Here is a 12,395-nt window from a genome sequence, read left to right as displayed (position 1 = left end):
GTTTTTATTATTACCGAGGTGTGTTGAGCTTCGTGAATTAACAATTGTTTTATTTAAGGGCAACTTAATCGCTTTGAAATAGAGACTAAACAGGCTGTTATAAATTTAACAAATAAAGATAAACACACTCTCAATAAACGTGTGAAAAGAGTGATTGGATGCAAAAACTTTTAAGCTGACATTTATATTAGCTGCTGTACACATTGAAACAAGTTTTAAATATAAACAGTTACCTTTGAGTAGTGAGAAAAAATGACCGATTACTGTGTAAAAAGCGCCTAATATGCGAATACAGCTAAAGCTAGCTACTTTTATTTATTTTATATCAGTTACTTAGTGTTGTTTTTGTTCCTAAAAAACAACTTTTGTTGGCGTGTAAATTGCTACTACACTTATACACAGCTGTAAAAAAATGTGCCAAAACAGTAAAAATAAAGGAGAAAATATGTGGGCTGCAACGAGTTATTTAATTTTAGCGTTAATTTTTATATTTATAGGGTGGGAGGTTAACTCGGTATATTTTGCAGTGGTATTTTACTGGAGTGCATTGTCGTTAATTCTTGTCAGTGGTGCTTACATTTTTAATTTGGCGAAAATTTTTAGAAAGCGTGAAAATGGTGTCATCCCATTTTATATCCGCTGGGCATTTGTGCCTTTTTTACTGGGTGTTCAAATTTACAATGCGTATTCTCGCAAGCACGATAAAGTCCCTCCCATTCAAAAAATTAACGACCATTTATTTTTAGCATGCCGATTGTTCCCCTCTGATATTGATACGTTAAAAGAAAACGGCATAACGGCAATATTAGATGTCACGTGTGAGTTTGATGGCTTAGAATGGAGCTCTACACAAGAAAATATTAGCTATTTAAATATTCCGGTGCTTGATCATAGTGTGCCTACCCATTCGCAATTAAACCAAGCCATTAACTGGATACATCATCATATTAAAGAAGACCGCCGCGTGGTAGTTCACTGTGCACTGGGCAGAGGGCGTTCGGTATTTGTTATGGCAGCGTATTTACTGAGCCAAGATAAAAACGCCGATGTTCACCAAGTGCTCGCGCAAATAAAAGAAACCCGCGAAACCGCAAATCTTAATAAGCATCAGCTTCGTCATTTAGCAAAGCGACATAAAAAGGGCGAGCTAGTTATTAAAAACAAAGCCGTTATTATTGCAAACCCTGTATCGGGTACCAAAATGTGGCAAGAAAAAGAGCATTTAATAGTGGCTAGGTTGTCGGCGTATTATGATTTAGAAGTATTAACCACCACCAAAGAAATAGACGGTATTGAGCTTGCTAAACAAGCCATTAAAGATAAGCCAGATATAATAATTGCCTGTGGCGGCGATGGAACCGTGACAGAAGTAGCAAGTGTGTTGGTAAACACTCAGTGCAAGCTGGGTATTATCCCAATGGGCACAGCCAATGCATTAGCGCATGTGCTTATGGGGATTAGCTCTAAAATCATTCCTGTTGAGCAGGCCTGCGATCTTATTATTGATGGGCAAACCCAAACAATTGATACGGCCTATTGTAATGACGAGCTTATGCTGTTGTTAGCTGGGATTGGTTATGAGCAATCAATGGTAGAAAAAGCAGATAGAGACTCAAAAAACGAATCGGGTCAGCTTGCCTATTTAAGTGGTTTTTTTCAGGCATTTAGTGAGCAAAAAGCGCAAACCCTTTATGTCACCCTTGATGATAATCAAACGCAGGAGGTAAATACAAATAGCTTTATTGTGGCTAATGCTGCGCCATTTACTACGTTATTAGCTCAAGGAGGTGGTCAGCCCGATCACGAAGATGGCCTATTAGACATTAATTGGCTGCTACCTAGTGATGAAAACACCACTCGCGTGTTAAGCATTGCTGAACTTATGTTTAGTAGTATTACACAAACGCATTTAGCAATTAGCTCGCATCATACCAACGCTAAAAAAGTAACGATAACCGCAGACGAAGAAATTAAGTATGTACTCGATGGTGAAATTAAAACAGCGGATACGCTTACTATTACAGTTGACCCCGCCTCGTTAAATGTAATTAGTAAGGAGTTATAAAATACAAAATGCACGTATTTAACGTGCATTTTTGTGTGTTACTTTTTAATGCTTGGCCAAACAAACCCACTGCTGTCGCTTTGGCTGGCAGGTTTAGGGCGCTGAGCGCTTTTGGGTTTACGCAGCGGCTTGTTACTTAACGTATGTAAGTAGAGAGCTTCAACTTTATCGCGAGCCCAAGGGGTTTTACGTAAAAATTTTAAGCTTGATTTAATACTCGGTGAGTCGGTAAAACACTTAATGTTTACTTGCTCGCCCATGGCTTTAAACCCTAAGCGCTGCTCAAGCTCTACTAAAATTTGTTCTAACGTTACCCCATGAAGAGGATTTTTTGGTTGATTATCCATAGCCATACTACTTATTTAAACTGTGCGCATTGTAGCGTAAATCCTCTTTTAGCGCTAATTGACCGTAATGGTTTTAGGCTTTGTGGGATAAACAATATTGCCTTTTTTATCTAATTTTAGCCAAATTAGCTCACTGTTATTATGCTGCGGGTTATTAGCAGCGCACACTAAGGTAAAAGAATGTACTTGTACCAGCGCGCCTTCACTATAACGTTTGTTGTCGTACCAACAAATATCACCATTATTAATAATCTCATTAGCGTCAATAATAGAATGGGTTTTGACTGTTTTTGCATAACTGCTAGGGGCCAAAGTGAACGCAATTAAAAAAATAAATAAAACCATAATATGACGCATGAGCGACCTCGAATTTTGATAGTTTAAAAATAGTACACACGATTAAAAAACATGCTAGGGTAAGTAATAGCGTTAAACAACACTGACTTAAACACACAATTATAAAAAGGTGAACACATGCAATTTAATCAAACAATGATAGATGAATTTACGTTATTAGCTAAATTTCCACGTGAGAGCAAAATGCAAGGGATTAAGTTACATTCGGATGCTGAACCAAGTTTATTAAGCGCGGCGCAAAGGTTGTTTGATAAAGGCGTGATAGACAGCCCAGATGGCGGCTATTTAACCGAACTGGGCCTTGATTTAATAGAGCACGTGAGTGTTATTCACTGCGCATTAAAAAGTTAAACTGCATCGCGCTGATTTTGCGGCGCGGCGTCACTAAAAGCGGGTAATGCATTACAACGTGCATAAATGGCTGCAATTTTTGGATACGCAGCCATATCTACATTAAAACGCAACGCATTAAATACCTGTGGCACTAAGCATATATCAGCGAGAGTGGGTGTATTGCCTACGCAAAACTCATTGTTTTCACTTAGCATCAATTCAATTTTTTCAAATCCAAGCTCTACCCAATGCCTATACCAGGCAGCTTTAGCTTGCTCGTCTACCTCCAATTCGTTGCTTAAATACTTCAGCACTCGTAAATTATTTACTGGATGAATATCACATGCCACTGCATAGCTAATATTACGAATTTGCGCTTTTTGCCATGCAGTGCCATAAATTAACGGCGTTTGCGGATAGCTTTCATCTAACCACTCTAAAATAGCGAGTGATTGCGCTAATACGCCTTCGTCCGTTTCAAGAGCAGGAAGTAAACCTTGCACATTTTTATCTAAGTAAGGCTGCGCTAGCTGTTCAGATTTAAGTAAATTAACGAATTGCATATCATGCTCAATGCCTTTTAAATTAAGTGCTATGCGTACACGGTATGCGGCAGATGAGCGAAAGTAGCTGTATAGTTTCATTGTTATTATTCCTCGCCTGTAAAATGTTTTGTGATACTACGCCAGCACTGAGTGTAATTAGTTTGGCGCTCTTTTCCTTCAAGGGCATATTTAGTGGGCGATATTATGTAACGAGACTCGAACATAAAGGCCAACGTGTTCTCGTATTTTTGCGGTGCAAGCTCAGCGTTAGATGCTTTTTCGAATACCTCGGCTTCAGGCCCATGTGGCGACATACAATTATGCAAACTAGCGCCTCCTGGTATAAACCCGTGCTCTTTTGCATCGTAAACCCCTTCTATTAAGCCCATAAACTCACTCATAATATTGCGATGATAGTAAGGAGGTCTAAATGTATTCTCTGCCACCATCCAACGCGGTGGAAAAATTACAAAATCTACATTTGCCATGCCTTCAGTGGCTGAAGGGGAGGTAAGTACAGTAAATATAGAAGGATCTGGGTGGTCAAAACTCACGGTATTAATAACATTAAAACGTGCTAAGTCGTATTTGTACGGTGCGCTGTTACCGGTCCAAGCAACTACATCAAAAGGCGAGTGTGTAATAGGGCAACTAAATAAATGACCGTTAAATTTAGTGACTAATTCAAAGCTACCTTCTTTATCTTCAAATGCAGCGACAGGGTATTTAAAGTCTCTGTCGTTGGCATAGCCATTTGCCCCGACGGGGCCGCGCTCGGCAAGTTCAAATGCGTGACCATAGTTTTCACAAATGTAGCCACGTGCGGTTTCATCAATTAAATCAACCGAGAATTTAATCCCGCGAGGAATGACGGCAATTTCCCCCGGCTTTACTGTGAGCTTTCCACATTCGGTGTGTAATAACAGTTCGCCATGCTGAGGCACAAACAACAGCTCACCATCGGCATTACAAAAATAACGCTCTTGCATAGAACTGTTAGCAACATAAACATGAATACCCATACCGGTTTGTCCATTGGCACTGCCATTTGCAGCCATTGTAATTAAGCCATCAATAAAATCAGTGGGCTGTGTGGGAATATCAATAGGGCTCCAGCGCATCATTGTAGGGGGCGTAATTGCTTCAGTTATAGGCGCTGTTCTTATTAGAGCGTTATCTATAGCGGTGTATTCACCTTGTACAACCGATGGGCGAAGGCGGTACAGCCACGTGCGACGATTAGCGGCTCGCGGGGCGGTAAAGGCCGTGCTGCTAAATTGCTCGGTGTATAAATTGTACTTCACCTTTTGTGGGGTAAATTGCCCAACAGGCAATGCACCGGATAGCGCTTCGGTTTCAAACTCATTGCCAAAACCGCTCATGTAGTTTATTTCGCTGGCCATATTTAGATCCTGTGAGAGTGACATTGTTTTATTTTTCTAGGGCCTGTTTATCTTTCGAGGTTGAATTTATAGCAGTCTGTTTGGGAATTAGGCAAGGCAGAGCCTATGCTGTGTGGTTGTTCCCCATAAATAGGCCATAACGTAGCATAAATGCCAAACAGGCGCTGCCCGAAGGGTTCTGCCTAGAGGCCATTTACTCTTTGTTGCTCGGTTTTTTACTTAGCCCACTAGGTTACAAACCTCGCGCCGCGATTAAATGGCCCCTAGATTGAACAAATTTCAATCCTGAAAGGTCAACAGGCCCTAATTAGTTTAAAGTACTCTCAAGTGAGAGTAATTTCAAATGGGCGCATGTTTTAGCCTGTAAATAAAAATGCACAGTTTTCACAGTGTGTAAATGCGATGAGAAAGTAATAATGGAAATAGATCTAGAGCAGTTTTTGCCCTATCAGTTGAACCAAATGGCAAATCTCATAAGCGATGATTTTGCGCGTGTTTATCAGCAAAAATACAACTTAACCATCCCTCAATGGCGGGTGTTGGCAAACTTAGCACAATATGGCAAAAGCAATGCAAAAGATTTATGTACTCAGGCCAATATGGACAAGTCAACGGTTTCGCGAGTTATAAAATCATTGCTGCAAAGAGGGTATGTTGAAGCACAACTAAATCAGCAAGATAAGCGAGTGACGCAGGTTATGTTGAATGAGCAGGGCAATGCAATTTACAAGCTCATAGCATGTGATTCACAAAATTGGGAAGGGCAATTAGCTGAAAAATTTAGTAAGCAGCAACAAGTCCAATTGCTAAATTTACTAAAAGAGCTTAAAGGTGCCTTATAAAATCAATCCGCAATAATACTTAATCATTTTGAGGGGATAAATAGATCATTTAATTAAGCTGGTTGGTAAAAAAAAGCCCATCAAAAGATGGGCTTTAATTAGTCGTTTTTTACGCTAATGCGATTAGAAAGTGTAACGAACACCTACACGCATTTGCCATAATGACGCATCAGATTGTACTGATGTATTTGCGTTGTTTTCATTAAAGCCTGAGTAAACGTAACGGCCTTGCTCATCAATCGTGGTTTTGATCATGCTAGCGCCAACGAAAGGACCTTTTTTAAGTACGCCCCAATCATCGTTTAATAGGTTAGTTAAGTTATCAATTACGAAGAACGCTTCACCTTTATGGCCATCCATAAAGCCTGGTAATTCTTGAGTAACTTTAAAGTTAAATTTAACAAACCAATCTGAGTTTTCAGCATTACGGCCAGTGATTTCACCACGCTCTAAACCGTTAGACGCGATAAAATCGTTAAACGCGTTAATTTCATCAGCGCTCATGTTGTAAACAACGTTAGGATCGTTTTCAAGTGGTACGTAAAGTAACTGACGACTCCCGTTCCAGTTGCTATCCCCGAATTTACTATCGCTACCATCAAACGTGTAGCTGTATGGTAAGCCTTTGTATGCTTCACCGTATAGGTTAAAGCGAGTAGCAAAACCATCTACAAATTCATGAGAGTAGCCAAGCGTCATAGTAAAACGATGTGGAATTTCGTAATCAGATGATGCAACACCAGGGTTACCAGGATCAGTTAGCGCAATGTTACCGTAGTTTGAGCCAGCAACAGAGCTTGTCATTGGGTTAACATCGTCTGAATCTGTGTACGCGTAACCAAAATTAACGCTTACGCCATTATCAAACATTTTGCTTACTGCTAATGAAATAACCGATGAATCACCGCTATCGCCACTTACATTTGTAAGAAGGTACTCACCAGAGCGGCCTTCAATAGACTCGTAAAGAGGGCGACCATCAAATGTAGTTTCGCCCGAATCCTGAAGTGCGATGTCACGCATTAAGGCAGCATCTTTCTTCTTAGAGTATAAGTAATCAAGTGAAATTACATACTCGTTTTCAGTTGTGTATGTTGCACCAATTGAGTATTTCCACTCTGAAGGAATTTCAAAATCTGGGTCAACAGCGTTTGTTGCTGAATCACCCGAGCCGATAACAGTGTTAGCAACTTCATCAAACATCTCTTGCGGTACTTCAAAACCAGGCGCGCCGCCATTTACGTTTGGCGTATTGAATAAATCAACTGGGCTGCGGAATGTACCGATGTTTGTAATACCATCGTTAGAGTAAGAGTTAGATAACCACACATTTGGGTTACCACCAGAGAATAAGCCAACACCGGCGCGTACTTCTAATTCGTCTGTTGCATACCACTGGAAGCCAACACGTGGTTGAAGTAAATCAATACCATCGAACGTGCTTTGGTTACTAAAGCCGTAGCGGTCAGTAAAGTTTTGGTTGAAGTTAGGTACGTCATCACTTGTGTATTTATCGTAACGTAAACCAAACGTGATGTTTGCATCTAAGTCTGTAAATGCGTATTCATCTTGTACATAAAACGTATGCTGAGCGTATGAAAAGCTTGCAGCTGCATCGTTTGGATCGTTAGTCGCTGCAGCATTATTGTAGTAAACACGGTCAGCTAAGCCGTCTTCAAAATCATCGATTGAATCAAAACGATATTCACCTTCAGTATGCTGTACGAATAAGTTAAATACGTCTAACTCTTCAAACTCATAACCAGCAGTAATTGTGTGTTGGTCAAGGTAGTAAGTACCCGCTACTTTAAATGTAGTGGTATCGTAATCTAAATCATTTGATTGACGAGAGTCATCTGGACCAATGTAAACCGTACCACCATCTTCTGTACGAATTTGCATTTCGCCAAAGCTGCTAGCAGCATCAAGTGACTGTACAGTTGCATCTAGTTCTGATTTACCAATACGAACTTCAGTTGAAAAGTCATCTGACCAATCTGAGTAAACAGAACCAATAATTGATGTGAATTCTGCACTTTGGTCGTAAAAGTGGTTAGATAATGAAACACGGCTAGAACCAGTATCAGACTGTGAAACCGTATTACCATCGTTGTAGTTATAGATTAAGTTTGCACGGTGATCTTCGTTGATGTTCCAATCTAATTTAACTAAGATTTTTTCATCTTCAACCGGCATACTTGAAGGCATACCGCCTACGTCATAACCATATACAGATTGAGCTACACTTGTAATACGAGCAATATCATCTGCAGTTACACTGCCGCTGCTTAAACCGTCGTAGTTAAACTGTTGAACACCTTCAAGTTTTTCATATGAAGTGAATAAAAATAGTTTATCTTCGATTAACGGTAAGCCAACGTTAAAGCCGTAACGTTTTTCGGTGTAGTTACCGTTATCAACGTCTTCGCCTTCAATTTCGTCGCCTTTGAATGAATCACTTGTGAAATCGTAGAAGATGCCACCGTGAACTTCATTACCACCAGATTTTGTTACCGCATTAATGTTACATGAGGTAAAACCACCGTACTGTACGTCAAATGGTGCTAGCTCAGCTGAAACTTGCTCAATTGAATCAAACGAGAAAGGGGCACGAATAGTAGGGTAACCGTTAGAGCTTAAACCAAAGTTATCGTTCATACGAACGCCATCTAGCGTTAAGCTGTTGTAACGAGGGTTACCACCACCACAGTTGATTGAACCGCGGCTATCATCAATTGTGATACGCGGGTCAATACGAATGATATCTTTTAAATCACGGTTAATAGCAGGCGTGTTTTCAAGATCAGTTAAAGTAAATGTAGACGCTGGGCCAGTACCACCAGACATAGAGCTGATAGGTGCGCCTGTTACTACAATTTGCTCCATGCTTGATTGTGGCTCAAGTGCAGCATTTACTGGGTAATCGTTACCAATGTTTAGGATAATGTTATTAAATTCTTGATCAGCATAAACATCAGAATCAACGATTACCTTGTAAGGACCACCAACACGAAGGCCTTTAGCAGTAAAGTAACCTGCATCGTTTGCTTCTGTTGTTTTAACTGAGCCAGACGGTACGTGTAAAATTGTTATTTTGGTACCTGGAGCTGGGTTACCGTTTGGACCGGTAATTTGACCCTTAATCGCAGAGGTTGTTTCGTTGGCGAATGCAGCGCCACTTACACTTACACACGCAGCGATAGCAAGTGAGAGTGCTGTTTTTTGAAGTTTAGTCTTCATTTTCATTTCCCGTGAAAGTTATAATTAAATTGTTATTTTAAGTAGTATAAAGTCAGCAGTGTTGTTGAATTTATACTCTTGTAATATGCAAAATTAATTTGCACAATTTATACTTGTATACTTAACTAAATTTGGATTAATTACTTATTGTTATGTTACCGCCGTTATGTGACAGTATTATGAAATGCAAACTTTATAATTCCTTTTACAATTAATTATTTACATTTTGTAATTAATACATTTTTAGCTGTATTATTTTAGCTATACTCCAGAGAGTGTATAAACATAAATTAATTCCCGTGTGTAGGTTTTTTATTTATAGGTTGATTGTTATTTTGTCGTTATTTTTAATTTTTTATTGTCATCTGACGAATCAAATAAATAGTTCAATACACCCGCAAGCCTAACGCCTGCTTTTTGCAAACGCTGCTTAACAAGCGGATTGTATTTGAAAACATAACTATAGCTCACTTCATCACTGGTTGAGGTATAAATATCTTCGGCCAGTTTGTGAGATTCCATCAGCCAAGTAGTAGGGCTGCTGTTTAAGTATGTTTTAATTAATGCTGCATCGTCGGTATCTATAAACTTAGCGTATTCAGTGTAAGCTAAGTTTTCATTTTCTATTAATCTAGTGTCCCAAAGGCTATGCAAATTGGTTTCGTTGTCAAAAAAATCAACTTTAATTAAATTGCCGCCTCTATCTTCACTTCGCCCAGCATGAAATGGTTGATGGCTGTCGCCAACCAAGTGAACTAAAAACTTTAAAGCAAACTGTTTTTCATTAAGGGAAGAGGTAGATGACTTAAGTGTATTAATAGAGAAGTAAATACCTTCTAGAATATTTGTTACATCGTCTTTGCTGTGTGTATGTGCGTGATTTAGAGAAAGTGTTTTATTTTTAGGAAGGTTTATGTAGTGCCAGCGTGAAGATTTTTTACGCCAAAATAGTTCAGGACTAGATCGCATTTCATCTGCCCAAGTAGCAATTTGAGCTAGGGATTGTCCTTCTAATAGTGGTAACAGGTTATGCACTGTTTCATCACTCAAATGTTGCTCAGCAATATGCCCAACAATTCGATGACCATTTTGACCCCACGCATACGCTTTAGAAGTTGTAAAAACAGCACCAATTATTAACGTTGTTGCTACGAGAGTAGCAATTTTAATGCGCATCAATGTTTCCTGCATTTATTTTTATTCACCTATTAGCTGGTGTGAACATTGTGATTGTTTTTGCTAAATATAGAAAGGAGTCAAGAGTATTCATTATTTCTTATTCATAATCGCATTAAATCAATAACTTACCTTTGATGGGTAAAATTACTTGTTGTAATAAGTAAATAATATTGTTCAAATAAAGCCTTAGTGTTGTTAGGTACATCTTATTGATGGGGTTTGGAAAGGTCATGTTACATAAACTGTCGTTTGTTACACTTTTGTTTCTGGTTATGGTTGCTGCATGGTCTGTTGGAAAGGTGAGCGTTAAAAGTGATGAAATAAATTTCCCAGAACTAATAAAAACGTCAACACAATGTTATACAACAGCCAGTGAAAACAAAAATCAGCTTATTGTATTTACGCCATCGCAAAGCGTGGCAGAGAAGCTTACAGAGTCTCTATGCCTTGATACCGTGGTAACGAAACAATACGGTTCAGTTAAAGGTTACTGGGGTGACAGTACAACGGAAAGCTTCGATTTTGTCGGCAAAGGGATTGCAGACCTCGTACTTGCAAAAAATAATATAATGGATGCCTTTAATGCAGAGCTAACTTATAACTATCAATCTGTGGTGGGCTTTTCTGATTACACCGCATTTTTTATCTCCTCAAAAGAAAAGCCACGCTTAACAAAACAATACTTTTTAGATAAGCGTATAGGCTTATTAGATTACCCTACAAGCCGCTCTGGCCATATACTTCCAAAGAAAATGTTTAAAGATTTAAATATTAACTTAGCCAATTTAGATATTACTTACGCCAGTTCGCACAGCGAGCTTCGTGACTTATTAGCTAATGGGCAGGTCGATATTATTGCGTCTTTTTGGAAAGAAAGTGATGCTGCTCGTTTTTCAAAAAATTATATAACCCCTTTAAGTAATAAAATTTCAGGTTCGCGCTGGTATTTAAAAATGCAGCAAAACAATACAGACCTTTTATGCGCTGTACAGCGTCATATTCTTGATATGTCAAAGGAGCAGACACTGAGTTATTACAAAGAGGCGCAATCGTACTGGGATTGCAGTTCAGAGCAGGTAACAGCTAAAGATGAGAGCGTTAAAAATGGATAAGTATAAATATGTTTTTTTTGGCTGCGCTGTTTTTATTATTAACTGTTTAGTGTTTTATGTGTCTGTAATTAATGAGCAGAGTGACGCTATTAAACGCCAGGTTATTGAAACCGAAAAACAAGTTGCGCTGGATTTACCGTTAATTGCGCTCTCTAATGAGCTTTTAAAGCACTCGGGTAACCAACATGCAGTGCAAGACTACTTATTAAAGCTCAACGGCTATTTAGACAATAATCTTCGCTTAGTTAAAATTGTGCCAAAATCAGCTAAGCCTTTAACTTTAAAGCCAAACCAGTTTGTAAGAACACTCAAGTCGAGCACTACCCATGTCTCTTTAGTGTTTGAGAAAAACGCACAGTTTTGGTCAGAAAACAGATTTTTAATTTGTTTGTTATTTTTGGTTTTGAGTATTTTATTTAGTAAATGGCTGAAGTCTATTATAGGTATGCCTGTAGATGCTAAAGGCCCTTCACTGAACGCTGATACTGACTTAGGAAAACCAAAAGAGCTGGCATTGATCATTGATTTAAACACTAAAACACTCAGTAATAGTTATATGCCTGAGGCTACAGTGTGTTTAGCTAACAAACCCCTATGCTTTTATTTAGCATTAATAGATTTTTGTCGTGATAATAAAGATGTTGTGCTAAATCAAAATAAATACGTGCCAGATGAGCTTATAGAGCTTGCTAATAAGTACTTTTATAGGTTGATTGAGCTTGGACATACTATACGCAAGCGGCCAAATTTTAATAGCAGCTTAGAAAAAACACTCAGTGAGATTCGTGCAGCCCTAGACGAGGTCTTAAACGAACACCCTGATATGAAAGACATTTATTATCCGCCTAAAGCATATGGCGAGGGCTCTCGCTCACGTTTACACAGTTACGGTTTAATAAATATTGCAAAGGGAAACATAGAAATAAAAGGAAAGTAGTCAGCTACTTTCCTTAAACATTATCTTTTAATAAC

Annotated in this window: 11 protein-coding genes; 5 read left to right on the top strand and 6 right to left on the bottom strand. The window is 38.8% G+C overall.

What is annotated here, in order from left to right; all coding sequences use genetic code 11:
- Positions 1-445: 445 nt before the first annotated feature.
- Positions 446-2,065 (top strand): diacylglycerol kinase family protein, encoded by a 1,620-nt coding sequence (locus MTF64_RS02175; protein WP_248450358.1) that lies wholly within the window; start codon positions 446-448, stop codon positions 2,063-2,065.
- 38 nt (positions 2,066-2,103) lie between these two features.
- Here the strand turns inward: MTF64_RS02175 and MTF64_RS02170 are convergent, their stop codons facing one another.
- On the bottom strand, positions 2,104-2,412 hold the full coding sequence (locus MTF64_RS02170; RefSeq protein WP_004588743.1) for a VF530 family protein: 309 nt from the start codon (positions 2,410-2,412) through the stop codon (positions 2,104-2,106).
- 54 nt (positions 2,413-2,466) lie between these two features.
- A complete protein-coding gene (locus tag MTF64_RS02165) occupies positions 2,467-2,769 on the bottom strand; it encodes a DUF1496 domain-containing protein (RefSeq protein WP_004588742.1) in 303 nt (100 codons plus the stop codon).
- Between the two features lie 117 nt (positions 2,770-2,886).
- Between MTF64_RS02165 and MTF64_RS02160 the strand changes: the two genes are divergently transcribed.
- A complete protein-coding gene (locus MTF64_RS02160; protein WP_024031920.1) occupies positions 2,887-3,120 on the top strand; it encodes a TIGR02647 family protein in 234 nt (77 codons plus the stop codon).
- Here the strand turns inward: MTF64_RS02160 and maiA are convergent.
- Together maiA and hmgA are read right to left on the bottom strand one after the other, a co-directional pair.
- Positions 3,117-3,746, bottom strand: coding sequence for a maleylacetoacetate isomerase (maiA, locus tag MTF64_RS02155; protein WP_064386614.1), 630 nt, complete (start codon positions 3,744-3,746; stop codon positions 3,117-3,119). The two genes, MTF64_RS02160 and maiA, sit on opposite strands and share 4 nt — an antisense overlap.
- Positions 3,747-3,751: 5 nt before the next feature.
- Entirely contained in the window at positions 3,752-5,050 is a 1,299-nt protein-coding gene (gene hmgA, locus MTF64_RS02150) for a homogentisate 1,2-dioxygenase (protein ID WP_064386615.1), read from the bottom strand.
- Positions 5,051-5,466: 416 nt separating this feature from the next.
- On the opposite strand from hmgA, the gene MTF64_RS02145 reads away from it, so the two are divergent.
- Complete coding sequence (locus MTF64_RS02145; RefSeq protein WP_064386616.1) at positions 5,467-5,892, top strand: MarR family transcriptional regulator; 426 nt, start codon at positions 5,467-5,469, stop codon at positions 5,890-5,892.
- Positions 5,893-6,015: 123 nt separating this feature from the next.
- Here MTF64_RS02145 and MTF64_RS02140 read toward each other — a convergent pair whose 3' ends face one another.
- Complete coding sequence (locus tag MTF64_RS02140; protein ID WP_248450357.1) at positions 6,016-9,132, bottom strand: TonB-dependent receptor; 3,117 nt, start codon at positions 9,130-9,132, stop codon at positions 6,016-6,018.
- Positions 9,133-9,462: 330 nt separating this feature from the next.
- The gene (locus MTF64_RS02135) at positions 9,463-10,308 is read right to left on the bottom strand and encodes a S1/P1 nuclease (protein WP_248450523.1); all 846 of its coding nucleotides are present in this window, start codon (positions 10,306-10,308) and stop codon (positions 9,463-9,465) included.
- A gap of 233 nt (positions 10,309-10,541) precedes the next feature.
- Here MTF64_RS02135 and MTF64_RS02130 point away from each other — a divergent pair, with 233 nt between their 5' ends.
- Both MTF64_RS02130 and MTF64_RS02125 read left to right on the top strand, forming a co-directional pair.
- Positions 10,542-11,423 carry a hypothetical protein gene (locus tag MTF64_RS02130; RefSeq protein WP_004588735.1) on the top strand — a complete coding sequence of 294 codons (882 nt, stop codon included), beginning with the start codon at positions 10,542-10,544 and terminating at the stop codon, positions 11,421-11,423.
- Positions 11,416-12,360: a hypothetical protein gene (locus MTF64_RS02125; protein ID WP_248450356.1), complete on the top strand. Its 945-nt coding sequence runs from the start codon at positions 11,416-11,418 to the stop codon at positions 12,358-12,360. The genes MTF64_RS02130 and MTF64_RS02125 overlap by 8 nt, the downstream gene beginning before the upstream one ends.
- The last annotated feature ends 35 nt before the right edge of the window (positions 12,361-12,395 follow it).

It is taken from the genome of Pseudoalteromonas sp. 2CM41L (genome assembly GCF_023161905.1).
GTDB classification, from domain to species: Bacteria; Pseudomonadota; Gammaproteobacteria; order Enterobacterales; family Alteromonadaceae; genus Pseudoalteromonas; species Pseudoalteromonas atlantica.
The sequence above is the reverse complement of the archived record's forward strand: the minus strand, read 5'-3'. Positions and strand labels throughout refer to the sequence as shown.